12 protein-coding genes are annotated in these 12,499 nt (G+C 67.0%); 5 read left to right on the forward strand and 7 right to left on the reverse strand.

Annotated features, from left to right (window positions below):
- Positions 1-26 precede the first annotated feature (26 nt).
- The 3 genes from PCA10_RS03960 to lipB all read left to right on the forward strand — a co-directional run bounded on the left by PCA10_RS03960 (position 27) and on the right by lipB (position 2,181).
- Positions 27-1,190 carry a D-alanyl-D-alanine carboxypeptidase family protein gene (locus tag PCA10_RS03960; protein ID WP_016490735.1) on the forward strand — a complete coding sequence of 388 codons (1,164 nt, stop codon included), beginning with the start codon at positions 27-29 and terminating at the stop codon, positions 1,188-1,190.
- Positions 1,191-1,264: 74 nt separating this feature from the next.
- On the forward strand, positions 1,265-1,546 hold the full coding sequence (locus PCA10_RS03965) for a DUF493 domain-containing protein (protein WP_016490736.1): 282 nt from the start codon (positions 1,265-1,267) through the stop codon (positions 1,544-1,546).
- Positions 1,546-2,181, forward strand: a complete 636-nt coding sequence (gene lipB, locus PCA10_RS03970; RefSeq protein ID WP_016490737.1) for a lipoyl(octanoyl) transferase LipB — start codon at positions 1,546-1,548, stop codon at positions 2,179-2,181. The genes PCA10_RS03965 and lipB overlap by 1 nt, the downstream gene beginning before the upstream one ends.
- A gap of 117 nt (positions 2,182-2,298) precedes the next feature.
- On the opposite strand, the gene lipA is transcribed toward lipB, so the two are convergent.
- From lipA to leuS, 6 genes are all read right to left on the reverse strand, one after another.
- Entirely contained in the window at positions 2,299-3,351 is a 1,053-nt protein-coding gene (gene lipA, locus PCA10_RS03975) for a lipoyl synthase (RefSeq protein ID WP_016490738.1), read from the reverse strand.
- Between the two features lie 126 nt (positions 3,352-3,477).
- Positions 3,478-4,791, reverse strand: coding sequence for a lytic murein transglycosylase (locus PCA10_RS03980; protein WP_016490739.1), 1,314 nt, complete (start codon positions 4,789-4,791; stop codon positions 3,478-3,480).
- Between the two features lie 55 nt (positions 4,792-4,846).
- A complete protein-coding gene (arfA, locus tag PCA10_RS29480) occupies positions 4,847-5,005 on the reverse strand; it encodes an alternative ribosome rescue factor ArfA (protein ID WP_081663898.1) in 159 nt (52 codons plus the stop codon).
- Positions 5,006-5,079: 74 nt separating this feature from the next.
- Positions 5,080-6,117 (reverse strand): DNA polymerase III subunit delta, encoded by a 1,038-nt coding sequence (gene holA / locus PCA10_RS03985; protein ID WP_016490740.1) that lies wholly within the window; start codon positions 6,115-6,117, stop codon positions 5,080-5,082.
- A gap of 40 nt (positions 6,118-6,157) precedes the next feature.
- The gene (locus PCA10_RS03990; protein ID WP_016490741.1) at positions 6,158-6,763 is read right to left on the reverse strand and encodes an LPS-assembly lipoprotein LptE; all 606 of its coding nucleotides are present in this window, start codon (positions 6,761-6,763) and stop codon (positions 6,158-6,160) included.
- 60 nt (positions 6,764-6,823) lie between these two features.
- Positions 6,824-9,445, reverse strand: coding sequence for a leucine--tRNA ligase (gene leuS / locus PCA10_RS03995; RefSeq protein ID WP_016490742.1), 2,622 nt, complete (start codon positions 9,443-9,445; stop codon positions 6,824-6,826).
- A gap of 254 nt (positions 9,446-9,699) precedes the next feature.
- Here leuS and PCA10_RS04000 point away from each other — a divergent pair, with 254 nt between their 5' ends.
- Positions 9,700-10,125, forward strand: a complete 426-nt coding sequence (locus tag PCA10_RS04000; protein ID WP_016490743.1) for a hypothetical protein — start codon at positions 9,700-9,702, stop codon at positions 10,123-10,125.
- A gap of 23 nt (positions 10,126-10,148) precedes the next feature.
- A complete protein-coding gene (locus tag PCA10_RS04005) occupies positions 10,149-10,910 on the forward strand; it encodes a YdcF family protein (RefSeq protein ID WP_016490744.1) in 762 nt (253 codons plus the stop codon).
- Between the two features lie 61 nt (positions 10,911-10,971).
- Here the strand turns inward: PCA10_RS04005 and lnt are convergent, their stop codons facing one another.
- Positions 10,972-12,492 carry an apolipoprotein N-acyltransferase gene (gene lnt, locus PCA10_RS04010; RefSeq protein WP_016490745.1) on the reverse strand — a complete coding sequence of 507 codons (1,521 nt, stop codon included), beginning with the start codon at positions 12,490-12,492 and terminating at the stop codon, positions 10,972-10,974.
- Positions 12,493-12,499 lie beyond the last annotated feature (7 nt).

The following is a 12,499-nucleotide window of genomic DNA, read 5'->3' on the forward strand; positions in this document are numbered from 1 at the left end:
CCATTAGCTACTTTTCAGAGAGACGGATGAACATCTTCAGCTTCGCCAAACGCCTGCTACTGCCCGCAGCCCTGCTCATCGTCGCACCGGTCTCCATGGCGGCCCAGCAGATCGTCCCGTCGCCGCCGCAACTGGCCGCCAAATCCTACGTGCTGATGGACGCCCTGAGCGGCCAGGTACTGGTCGAGAACAATGGCGACCAGCGCCTGCCCCCGGCCAGCCTGACCAAACTGATGACCGCCTATATCGCCACCCTGGAGATCCGCAAGGGCCAGATCGGCGAGTCCGACCCGGTGACCATCAGCGAGCATGCCTGGCGCACCGGCGGCTCGCGCATGTTCGTCCAGGTCAACACCCAGGTGTCCCTGAGCGACCTGCTGCACGGCATCATCATCCAGTCCGGTAACGACGCCAGCGTCGCGGTGGCCGAGCACATCGCCGGCAGCGAAGACGCATTCGCCGACATGATGAACACCACCGCCGAGAAGCTCGGCATGAGTGGCAGCCACTTCATGAACGCCACTGGCCTGCCCAACCCGGAGCACTACTCCACCGCCCACGACATGGCGACCCTGGCCCGCGCGATCATCTTCGAAGATCCGGCCCACTACGCCATCTACTCCCAGAAGGAATTCTTCTGGAACAACATCAAGCAGCCCAACCGCAACCTGCTGCTGTGGCGCGACAAGACCGTCGACGGTCTGAAGACCGGCCACACCGACGAGGCCGGCTACTGCCTGGTGGCCTCCGCTGTGCGTGACAACATGCGCCTGATCGCCGTGGTGTTCGGCACCAACAGCGAGCAGGCCCGCGCGGCCGAGACCCAGAAGCTGCTGACCTACGGTTTCCGCTTCTTCGAAACCCAGAGCTTCTACCAGAAGGGTGCTGAACTGGCCAAAGCCCAGGTGTGGAAGGGCGCGACCCGCGAAGTCAAGGCTGGCCTGGCCCAGGACCTGACCATGACCCTGCCGCGGGGCCAGGCGAAGAAACTGGCAGCCAGCATGACCTTGAACCCGCAGCTGATCGCCCCCATCAAGCAGGGTGACGTGATCGGCAAGGTGGAGATCAAGCTGGAGGACCAGGTTGTCCACAGCGCCGACCTGATCGCGCTTGAAACCGTTGAGGAAGGTGGTTTCTTCCGCCGCCTGTGGGATGGCATCCGCCTGTTCTTCTTCGGCCTGTTCAACTGACCTACTGAGCTGACGCCTCGAACCCTGACCGGGTGCGGGGCGTCGGCATCGCGGATCACGAGACCGCTGCCGCCATGACCGATACCCCTGACGTACAACCCCCGAAAATCGAGTTCCCCTGCGAGCGCTACCCTATCAAGGTGATTGGCGATTCCGGTGAAGGCTTCGCCGACCTGGTGATCGAAATCATCCAGCGCCACGCCCCAGACTTCGACGCTGCCACCCTGGTGATGCGCGACAGCCGCAACGGCCGCTTCCTCTCGGTGCAGGTGCTGATCACCGCCACCAGCGTCGACCAGTTGCAGGCCATTCATGTCGACCTGCGCGCCACGGGCCGCGTCCACATGGTGCTCTAGTGGCCCCTGCGCTGATCGTTCGTCATCTCGGGCTGGCGGACTACCTGCCGACCCTGGAGGCGATGCGCGAGCTGACCCGCACGCGTAACGAGCAGGCCCCCGACGAAATCTGGCTGCTGCAGCACCCCCGGGTGTTCACCCAGGGCCAGGCTGGCAAGGCCGAGCATCTGCTGGCGCCGGGCGATATCCCGGTGATCCAGGTCGAGCGCGGCGGCCAGGTCACCTACCACGGCCCCGGCCAGTTGGTGGCCTACGTGATGCTGGATCTGCGCCGCCTGAACCTGGGCGTGCGCGAGTTGGTCACCGCCCTCGAACAGAGCCTGGTGGATGTGCTGGCCGGCTACGGCGTTGACGCTGCGCCCAAGGCGGACGCCCCGGGTGTCTACGTCGATGGCGACAAGATCGCCTCGCTGGGCCTGCGGGTAAGCCGTGGCTGCTCCTTCCACGGCCTGGCGCTCAACGTCGACATGGACATGGCACCGTTCCGGCGCATCAATCCGTGCGGTTACGCGGGGCTGAAGATGGTGCAGCTGAAAGACCTGGTCGAGACGCCGCCGGCGTTCGATGAGGTGGCGCAGCGCCTGGAGCAGGCACTGCGAGAGCGGCTGGGCTACGGCTCCCAGGCAGGCGGCTGAAGCAGCAAAACACCGTGCATCTGCGAAACCCATCGGCGCCGCTGATGGGTATCGCTTCGCTCAACCCATCCTACGAACGCCAAGTGGCCCCGCTCCTTGTGGGCGAGGGAAAGCAGCTCAGCCCAGGTTGAGTACCGGGATGATGCTGGTGTCGACGCTCTGGCCCGGTACCGGAACCGGTGCCGCCAGGCCCAGGTTGTTCTTCTCGAACACTCGGTCGGCGCGGTAGCTGGAGCGCACCAGCGGGCCTGCCGCCACTTCCATGAAACCCTTCTCCAGGCCGATATCGCGGAAGCGGTTGAACTCTTCCGGGCTGACCCAGCGCTGGACCTTCAGGTGGTTGCGGGTGGGCTGCAGGTACTGGCCTAGGGTGAGGATGTCCACGCCAATGGCGCGCAGGTCATCCATGGTCTCGATGATTTCGTCGTCGGTTTCGCCAAGGCCCAGCATCAGGCTGGTCTTGGTCAGCACGTCCGGACGGTGGCGCTTGGCATGTTCCAGCACGCGCAGGGTCTTCTCGTAGCCGGCGCGCGGGTCGCGCACCACGTAGGTCAGGCGCTTGACCGTCTCGACGTTCTGGGCGAACACCTCCAGCCCGGAATCGACCACCGCCTCGATGGCCTGGTGATCGCCGTCGAAGTCCGGGGTCAGGGCCTCGACCACCACGTTCGGGGTGCGCTCCTTGATGGCGCGCACGCACGCGGCATAGTGGCTCGCGCCGCCATCGTCGAGGTCATCGCGGTCCACCGAGGTCAGCACGATATAGCGCAGCGCCATCAGCTCCACCGACTTGGCGGTGTTCTGCGGCTCTTCCAGGTCCAGCCAGCCGTTGGGGTTGCCGGTGTCCACGGCGCAGAAGCGGCAGGCACGGGTGCACACCGAGCCCATCAGCATGATGGTGGCGGTGCCGTTGGACCAGCACTCGCCCATGTTCGGGCAGTGGGATTCCTGGCACACGGTGCTCAGGCGATGTTCGCCGACGTTGCGCTTGACCGCCTCGAAGCGGCTGCCGCCCGGCGCCTTGACCCGCAGCCACTTGGGCTTGGGCTCGAACACCTGGGGTTCCGCCGAGTTGCGGCGCTTCTGTCCATCCTTGATCGCGGTGATGCCCTGGGCGTTACGGAACTTTTCGCCGCTGGCGACGGGGGTGGACGAGGCTTTATCGGACATCGGAAATCTGGCTCCGCTGGAGGCTTCGTTGGCTGCCGGAGGGGCAAGGAGAGGTCGCGCAGTTTATCACAAAGGTGCCGCGCGACGTTGGCCGTGGGCGCGTGGAGCGCCCGCGAGGCGAGGGGCTCAGCGCCCCTCGCGCAACTGGCCGAGCAGCTTCTGGGTGGGGAAGCCGTCCGCCGGCCAGCCCAGGCGCTGCTGGTAGCCCCGGATCGCCTTGCGGGTATTGGCGCCGATGATGCCATCGGCCGCACCCGGGTCGAAACCGGCGGCGGCCAGGGACTCCTGCAGTTCCACGCGCTCGCTGCGGCTCAATGGCAGCTCGTCGCGAGGCCAGCTGCCGATGAGCTCGCCACCGCCGTTGAAGCGTTCGGCCAGCAGGCTGACCGCCAGGGCGTAGGACGAGGAGTTGTTGTACTTGAGGATGGCGCGGAAGTTGTCCAGCACCAGGAAGGCCGGGCCGCGATGGCCTGCCGGCAGCAGCAGGGAGGCGGAGTCGCCGCCGAGGGCGGCGCCTTGTGCGCCGACCTGCACGCCCATGGCCTGCCATTGCGCCACGGACTTGCGGATATCGCCATCGGCATGGGCGTAGTCGAAGCCCGCGGGCAATTGCACCTGCAGCGCGGCGGGTTGGCCCTTGCGCCAGCCGGAGGCCTGCAGGTAGTGCGCGGCGGAGGCCAGGGCGTCGGCCGAGGATTTCCAGATATCGCGGCGGCCGTCACCGTCGAAGTCCACCGCATGGCTGTTGTAGGTGGTGGGGATGAACTGGGTCTGGCCCATGGCGCCGGCCCAGGAGCCGAGCATGCCGTAGGGCTGTACGTCGCCGTGCTGGAGGATTTCCAGGGCGGCCAGCAATTGCGCCTGGGCGAATTCAGGACGGCGTCCTTCGTAGGCCAGGGTCGCCAGGGAGCGGATCACCGACATGTCGCCCATGAACTGGCCGAAGCTGCTCTCCATGCCCCAGATGGCCACCAGGGGAGCGCGATCCACGCCGAAGCGTTGCTCGATGGCATCCAGGGTCGCCGAGTTCTGCTCCAGCAGGCTCTGGCCCTTGCGTACGCGGTAGGGCGATATGGCGCCTTCCAGGTATTCCCACACCGGGCGGGTGAATTCCGGCTGGCTGCGGTCGGCGGCGATGACCTTGGGGTCGGGGGTGACGTCGGCGAACGCGCGATCGAAGGTGGCAGCCGTTATGCCTTGGGCCAGGGCCGTGCGGCGGAAGTCGTCACGCCAGGCGTCGAAGCTGATGCTGGGCATCTCCAGGCTCGGCTCTACTGCCGGTGTCGGTTTCGCGACGGGCTTGCCGGCGGGCGCGCTCTGGGGGAGGGGAGCGGTGGCGATAGCCTCGGTCGGGGCGCCAGAGCAGGAGTTGAGCAGGGTGAGAGCGGAGGCCACGGCCAAACTGCGGAGGATCAGGCCGGAGGCGGGGGCGTCGAACATAGAGAAGTCTCGAGGCTAACGGATCAAGCCGCGACCTTAACACGTCTGCGACTTTTCAGGCCGCCATAAGCGACGAAGCCCCCCAATCTTGGGAGGCTTCGCGGCGGTAACTTCCTTTGCCTTTCAGGGGCTTCTCCTGGCGGCAGCGGAAGAGTGGTTGCGCTACCAGGGATTTCGCGCGATTTGGCGCGGCGTGCTTGCGTTTCTTGGCCATGGCCTTGTCCTCGGATTGGCGCCCGCAGCGGTGCGGGCGCGCGAATCATCGGCCGTTGCTCAATAAATGTCCAGCTATTCGGCCGGCAGGGGCAAACGCTGGCCGGCCAGCAGCAGCGCCAGGCGTGCCAGGCCGTTCCAGGGGTCGCCCTGGGCCTGGCCCTTGATCTGCGCATCGATGCGCTGGGCATCTTGCAGCAGCTGGTTCCAGCGCGACGCCGGATGGCGTTGCAGCGCACGCGTGACCAGGGGCCGGCGCTTGTCCCAGACCGGTGGACGGGCGGAGGCGAAGGCCTTGTCCAGGGGCACGCCCTGGCTGTATTGCTGGGCCAGGCTGGCCAGCAGGCGCAGCTCGCGGGCCAGCGCCCAGAGGATCACCGGCGGCTCTACACCTTCGCCGCGCAAACCTTCCAGGGTACGCAGGGTGTGGGCCGGCTCGCCGTTGAGGGCGGCGTCGATCAGGCCGAAGACGTCGAAGCGCGCGCTGTCGGCCACCGCCGCCTGGACGGTCGCGGCATCCACCTGGCCACCTTCGGCCAGCAGCTTGAGCTTCTCGATTTCTTGCGCGGCGGCCAGCAGGTTGCCTTCCACCCGCGCGGCGATCAGGTCCACCGCTTCCTGGTTGGCGGCAAGGCCCGCCTGGGACAGGCGCTGGCGAATCCATTGCGGCAGGTTGTGGGCCTCGACCGGCCAGACCTGGATGAACTGCGCGCCCTGGCCGTCGATCAGGGCCTTTGCCCACTTGGTTTTCTGGGTGCTGCCGTCGAGCTTGGGCAGGCTCAGCAGCAGCACGGTGTCTTCCGGCGGCCGGGACAGGTATTCCAGCAGCGCCGCGGCGCCCTTGTCGCCGGGCTTGCCCGAGGGCAGGCGCACTTCGATGAGGCGCTTCTCGGCGAACAGCGAGAGGCTGGCGCCGGCTTCCAGCAGCAGGCCCCAATCGAAGTTGGCTTCGGCGTTGAATACCTGGCGCTCGCTGAAATCCCGCCCACGGACGTTGGCGCGGATGGCGTCGCAGGCTTCCTGGCAGAGCAGCGGCTCGTCGCCGCTGACGACGTAGACCGGCGCCAGGGGGCCCTGCAGGTGTTTGCCCAGTTGTGCGGGATTGAGTTTCATAGGCGTAAATGAACGGGGCCGCTGGTGCGGCCCCTGGTACTCACTGGATGGGCAGTTGCAGCGGTGATTGCTGCGGTTGAGCCTTCTCGGCCTGTTGCGCGGCTTCCAGGGCGTCCGCCTCGGCCTTGGCGCGGGCTTCCGCGGTCTGCTGCAGCTCGTCGAGCTGGGCCGGGGTGATCAGCTGCAGGCGCATGATCATCTGCTGCACCAGCTCCTGGCGCATTTCCTGGCGCAGCTGCGCGGCTTCCTGATCGGAGCCGATCAGGTTGTTGGTGTCGTGCACGAAGTAGCGTTGCACGCTCAGCCGGTCGCCCATCAGCAGCAGGTCGTTGTTGCCGCGGATCTCGAACTGCACGGTCTGGGTCAGCTCGCGCTCGGCGCTGCGGGCGCTGGTGGTGTAGCTGGCGGTACGCTGGGTCTCGTCCTCACGGGTCAGGACCAGGGTGTAGGGCGCGCCGGCATGCACGTTCACGCCGTTCCTTTCCAGTGCCTGGCGCAGGTCGGTCACGGTCGGGCCGAAGCGGTTGCGGGCGGTCACGTCCATTTCGGTCAGGGCGAACTTGGCTTCGCCGGTGCCGCGAAGCTGGAAGCCGCACGCGCTCAGCAGCACGGTCAGGCCCAGGACCAACAGATTCCGTTTCTTCATTTCTTGCTTTCCCCTTGCGAGCAGTCCGGCGCCGCTCCCGAAGGAGGGCGCCGGCTTCGATCAGTTGGCGACAATGTTGACCAGTTTGCCGGGCACCACGATGACCTTGCGGATGGTCAGGCCGTCGGTGAAGCGCAGCACGTTCTCGTTGGCTCGCGCGGTGGCTTCCACCGCCTCGCGGCTGGCGTCGGCCGGCACTTCGATGTGGCCGCGCAGCTTGCCGTTGACCTGTACCACCAGCTGCAGGCTGTCCTGCACCAGGGCGGCTTCGTCCACGGTCGGCCAGGCGGCGTCGATGATGGCGTCGGCGTGACCCAGCTCGTTCCAGAGCACATGGCTGATATGCGGCGTGATGGGCGCCAGCAGCAGGGCCACGGCTTCCAGGCCTTCCTGCAGCAGGGCGCGGTCTTCGGCGCTGGCCTGCGGGGCCTTCTCCAGGACGTTCATCAGGGTCATCACGGCGGCGATGGCGGTGTTGAACTTGTGGTGCTGGCCGACATCCTGGCTGGCCTGCCTGATGGCCAGGTGGATGGAGCGGTGCACGGCCTTCTGCTCGTCGTTCAGGGCGCTGCGGTCCAGTTCGGCGACTGCGCCAGCGGCAACGTGGGCCTGGGCCAGGCGCCACACGCGGCGGAGGAAGCGGCTGGCACCCTCTACTCCGGAATCGGACCATTCCAGGCTCATGTCCGGCGGCGAGGCGAACATCATGAACAGGCGGCAGGTGTCGGCGCCGTAGGCATCGATCATCGCTTGCGGGTCGACGCCGTTGTTCTTCGACTTCGACATCTTCTCGGTGCCGCCGATTTCCACCGGCTGGCCGTCGGTCATCAGGCGGGCGCCGATGACCTTGGCCTTGGCGTCGCGCTCGACTTCGACATCGGCCGGGTTGAACCAGTCCTTGCCGCCGTTGCTGGCGGTGCGGTAGTAGGTCTCGGCGACCACCATCCCCTGGGTCAGCAGGTTCTTGAAGGGCTCGTCGGAGCTGACCAGGCCTTCGTCACGCATCAGCTTGTGGAAGAAGCGCGCGTAGAGCAGGTGCAGGATGGCGTGTTCGATACCGCCGATGTACTGGTCCACCGGCAGCCAGTGGTTGGCGGCAACGGGGTCGACCATACCCTGCTCGTAGTTCGGCGAGGCGTAGCGGGCGAAGTACCAGGAGCTTTCCACGAAGGTGTCCATGGTGTCGGTTTCGCGCTTGGCCGCGGTGCCGCATTTCGGGCAGGTGCAGTTGTAGAACTCGGGCATCTTGGCCAGCGGGCTGCCGGCGCCGTCCGGCACCACGTCCTCGGGCAGCACCACCGGCAGCTGGTCTTCCGGTACCGGTACGTCGCCGCAGCTCGGGCAGTGGATGATCGGGATCGGGCAGCCCCAGTAGCGCTGGCGGCTGATGCCCCAGTCGCGCAGGCGGAACTGGGTGCGGGCCTGACCCAGGCCTTTCTTCTGCAGGGCCACTTCGATGGCGTCGAAGGCGCCCTGGAAGTCCAGGCCGTCGAAGGCGCCGGAGTTGATCAGCTGGCCGTGCTCGCCGTAGGCGTCCTGCCAGGGAGCCGGGGTCTCGTCACCGGCGGCGGTGCGGATCACCGGTTTCACCGGCAGGTCGTACTTGTGGGCGAAGGCGAAGTCGCGCTCGTCGTGGGCCGGAACGGCCATCACGGCACCTTCGCCGTAGTTCATCAGCACGTAGTTGGCGACCCACACCGGCAGCTTGTCGCCGGTCAGCGGGTGCACGACGAACAGCGGAGTGGGCAGGCCCTTCTTCTCCTGGGTGGCGATGTCGGCTTCGGCGACGCCGCCGCGCTTGCACTCGTCGATGAACGCCTGCAGTTCGGCGGCCTTGTCGGCCGGCAGCTGCTGCACGGCCAGGGTGGCCAGCGGGTGCTCGGCGGCGACGGCCACGTAGGTGGCGCCCAGCAGGGTGTCCGGACGGGTGGTGAAGACCTTCAGGGCGCCGGCCTGGCCGATGCTGGCCTGGTCGTAGGGGAAGCTGACTTCCATGCCGCGGGACTTGCCGATCCAGTTGCGCTGCATGGTCTTGACCTGCTCGGGCCAGCCGGGCAGGTCGTCGAGGCTGCTCAAGAGCTCATCCGCATAGGCGGTGATCTTGAAGTAGTACATCGGGATCTCGCGCTTTTCCACCAGCGCGCCGGAGCGCCAGCCGCGGCCGTCGATGACCTGCTCGTTGGCCAGTACGGTCTGGTCGGCCGGGTCCCAGTTGACGGTGCCGTTCTTGCGGTAGATCACGCCTTTCTCGAACAGGCGGGTGAACAGCCACTGCTCCCAGCGGTAGTAGTCGGGCTTGCAGGTGGTCACTTCACGGGACCAGTCGATGGCAAGACCCAGGCTTTTCAGCTGGGTCTTCATGTAGTCGATGTTCTCGTAGGTCCACTTGGCGGGCGCGACGTTGTTCTTCATCGCGGCGTTTTCCGCCGGCATGCCGAAGGCGTCCCAGCCCATGGGCTGCAGGACGTTCTTGCCGAGCATGCGCTGGTAGCGGGCGATCACGTCGCCGATGGTGTAGTTGCGCACGTGCCCCATGTGTAGCTTGCCGCTCGGGTAGGGGAACATCGACAGGCAGTAGAACGTGTCCTTGCCGGGCTGCTCACTCACTTCAAAGGATTTGTGCGCATCCCAATGGGCTTGCGCGGCGGCTTCGATTTCGCGGGGCTGATACTGTTCGTGCATGGCTACTGGCGCTGGAGGATTGGGGTTCCTCGGTGCGGTCGCGCCGGCCTTGGCCGTGGCGCCGGACCCTGGAGGAAAAGGAAATTCAAGCGCCGTAGCATACATGACCCCCGTCGGCCTAGGGAAACCCTGAATGCACGGGAGGGCGTCCGTCGGCAATCCTGGCGCCGTTTGTCGCGGGCACCTTGCAGCAGGGAAGCGAACGCTAAGCTTTTCATAAGCTAGGCAAGCGTTTACGTGGTTCGAGGTGCCGGATGGGTGAATTGCGGAGGACGGATTCAGGGGATGGGCTCTACGAGCGGCTTTTGCACCGTTTGGCCCTGGCGCTGGATGAAGCGGACACGGCGGTCCGCTTGCGCGACGAGGAGCCGCTGGAACTTGAGCTCAAGGGATTGACCCCCGCCGAGATGGAGTTAATCCGCGCCTATCTTGACCGCGACACGCGTTGGCTGCGCGGTTGGCATGCGGCCGCCGAGGAGCTGGCCGCCATCGAGTCGCTGCCCCGCCGCGACGGCGGTCCGCCGAAGAGCTTCGCCCTCAAGCCCAGGCCGATGTTCAAGCGCCGTCCGCAACTCTGCTGCGCCATGTGCGGCACGCCGGCCGCCTGGCAGCGCGGGCAGGGTGTGCAGGCGTGCATGTCCTGCGGTTCGCAGCTTTTCCGCACGTCCAATCCCCGATAGGCTCCGGGCACCTGGAGGTGCCCATGCCGATTCGCTACATCCTCAAACAATTGATCCTGCCGCCCGGCGGCCTGCTGCTGCTGATCCTGCTCGCCTGGTGGTTGCGCCGGCGCATGCCGCGGTTGTCCATGGTCTGTTTCGTCACCGGGTTCGGCGGCCTCTGGTTGATGAGCCTGCCGATAGTGGTGGAGTGGTCCGCCAGGGCGCTGGAGCGCGAGCCGGCGCTGGCCGAATTCGAGTGGACGGGCTTGCCGGCGCGGGTGGACGCCATCGTGGTGTTGGGCGGCGGCCGTGCGCAGGGTGATCCGGCCTGGCAGGGCGACCAGCCGTCGCTGTTGGCCATGGAGCGGGTGCGCTACGCCGCGCGCCTGGCCCATGCCACCGGCCTGCCGCTGCTGACCAGTGGCGGCCTGCACTTCGGCGAGCCGCCCAGCGAGGCGCGGATCATGGCCGACAGCTTCAAGCGTGACTTCGGCCTGGAGGTGCGCTGGCAGGAAGGCGAGAGTCGCACCACCTGGGAAAACGCCACCTACAGCGCGAAGCTGCTCCAGCCACAAGGCATCCGCCGGGTCCTGCTGGTCACCCAGGCGTCGCACATGCCACGGGCGCGCTGGTGTTTCGAGCGGGTCGGTTTCGAAGTGGTGGCGGCGCCCATGGGCTTTCTCGGGGTACCCAACGGCCTACCGCTGGGCGGCTGGCTGCCGGAGCACAAGGCCGTGTGGCAGAACGGGGTGCTGCTCAACGAGGTGATCGGGCAGTTGGCCTATCCGCTGGCCTACCGCTGAGGGCGGAGGGCACAAGGGCCGCTAGGCGGCCCTTGGACTCTGGATCGAAGCTTGCCGGCCGTCAGAGCGTCTTGGCGAAACGGCTGGCCAGCAGCGCCCAGGCGAAGATCAGGCCGCAGAGGATCAGCAGCGGCCAGGCGCGCCACTTCAGGTAGGGCGTCAGGCCCTGCATCGGCACGACGTCGCCGTAGAGAACCCCTGGCTGGAACTGGGGGATCTGCTCGGTGATGGCGCCGAAGGGGTCGATCAGCGCGGTGACGCCGTTGTTGGTGGAGCGGATCATCCAGCGGCCGGCTTCCAGGGCGCGCATCTGCGCCATCTGCAGATGCTGCAAGGGGCCGATGGAGGTGCCGAACCAGGTGTCGTTGCTCACCGTCAGCAGGATGTCGCTGCGCGCGGCCATGGTGGCGGCGAACTCGGGGTAGACCACCTCGTAGCAGATGTACGGGGCGATGCGATAACCCTTGGCCATCAGCGGGCCCTGGTCGGACGAGCCACGGGCGAAGTCGGACATAGGCAGGTCGAAGAAGGCGATCAGGCCGCGCAGCACTTCCTGCAGCGGCACGTATTCACCGAAGGGCACCAGCTTCTGCTTGAGGTAGGTGCCTTCGCCTTCGCCGACCACGGTGATGGCGTTGTAGTAACGCTTCTCGCCGCGCTCGTTGTTCTGCCGCAGCGGTACGCCGGTGATCAGCGCGGATTGGCGGTCGCGGCTGTAGCGGTTCATCACGCCGAGGTAGCCCTCGACGAACTCCTTGAGCACCGGCACCGCGGTTTCCGGCCAGACGATCAGGTCCGTCTGGCGGGCGCTGAAGGTCATGTCGCGATACAGCGCCAACTGCGCCTCGAGTTGTTCCGGGTCCCACTTCAGGCTCTGCGCGACGTTGCCCTGGACCGCCGCCACCCGCAGCGGATCGCCGGCCGGCTGGGTCCAGGCGTGGCCCTTGAGCGCGAGGCCGATCATCCAGGGGGCGACCAGCAGGACGACGCCGGCACCGAGGAGGACCGGGCGGCCGCGCAGGCGTGCCAGGTTCACCAGCAGGGCGGCGGTCAGCGCCAGGGTGAAGGACACCAGCCACACGCCGCCCAGCGGCGCCAGTCCGGCCAGTGGGCCGTCCAGCTGGCTGTAGCCTGCGTAGAGCCAGGGGAAGCCGGTGAGGAACCAGCCACGGAAGATCTCCTGGGCCAGCCACAGGGCGGCGAAGGCCAGGGTGTCGGCGAGGGCCGCTTCGCTGCGGCGTAGCCAGCGTGCCCAGATCAGCGCCGGCAGGGCGAAGAACAGCGCGACGCCGGCACTGAAACCGACGGTGAGGAAGCCCGCCAGGGGCACCGAGGCGGCGCCGTAGTCGTGGATGCTGACGTAGATCCAGCTGGTGCCGGCGAGGAACAGGCCGAGGCCGTAGCACCAGCCGCGCCAGAAGGCCGCCTTCGGCGCCAGGTCGCGCAGGCTCAGGTAGAGCAGCGCCAGGGAGAGGATTTTCAGCGGCCAGAAGTCGAACGGCGCGAAGGCCAGGGGGGTCAGGGCGCCGGCGGCCATGGCCAGCAGGTTGCCCGGCCAGCCGGGGCGGGTGATCCAGTTCATGCTCGGT

Origin of the sequence: Pseudomonas resinovorans NBRC 106553, from assembly GCF_000412695.1 — a bacterium.
GTDB lineage: Bacteria > Pseudomonadota > Gammaproteobacteria > Pseudomonadales > Pseudomonadaceae > Metapseudomonas > Metapseudomonas resinovorans_A.

What these genes read in the sequence shown, in the direction of transcription:
- PCA10_RS03960 (WP_016490735.1), top strand. Translation starts at nt 27, where the DNA reads ATGAACATCTTCAGCTTCGCCAAACGCCTGCTACTGCCCGCAGCCCTG.
- PCA10_RS03965 (WP_016490736.1), top strand. Translation starts at nt 1,265, where the DNA reads ATGACCGATACCCCTGACGTACAACCCCCGAAAATCGAGTTCCCCTGC.
- lipA (WP_016490738.1), bottom strand. Translation starts at nt 3,351, where the DNA reads ATGTCCGATAAAGCCTCGTCCACCCCCGTCGCCAGCGGCGAAAAGTTC.
- PCA10_RS03980 (WP_016490739.1), bottom strand. Translation starts at nt 4,791, where the DNA reads ATGTTCGACGCCCCCGCCTCCGGCCTGATCCTCCGCAGTTTGGCCGTG.
- arfA (WP_081663898.1), bottom strand. Translation starts at nt 5,005, where the DNA reads ATGGCCAAGAAACGCAAGCACGCCGCGCCAAATCGCGCGAAATCCCTG.
- holA (WP_016490740.1), bottom strand. Translation starts at nt 6,117, where the DNA reads ATGAAACTCAATCCCGCACAACTGGGCAAACACCTGCAGGGCCCCCTG.
- PCA10_RS03990 (WP_016490741.1), bottom strand. Translation starts at nt 6,763, where the DNA reads ATGAAGAAACGGAATCTGTTGGTCCTGGGCCTGACCGTGCTGCTGAGC.
- leuS (WP_016490742.1), bottom strand. Translation starts at nt 9,445, where the DNA reads ATGCACGAACAGTATCAGCCCCGCGAAATCGAAGCCGCCGCGCAAGCC.
- PCA10_RS04000 (WP_016490743.1), top strand. Translation starts at nt 9,700, where the DNA reads ATGGGTGAATTGCGGAGGACGGATTCAGGGGATGGGCTCTACGAGCGG.
- PCA10_RS04005 (WP_016490744.1), top strand. Translation starts at nt 10,149, where the DNA reads ATGCCGATTCGCTACATCCTCAAACAATTGATCCTGCCGCCCGGCGGC.
- lnt (WP_016490745.1), bottom strand. Translation starts at nt 12,492, where the DNA reads ATGAACTGGATCACCCGCCCCGGCTGGCCGGGCAACCTGCTGGCCATG.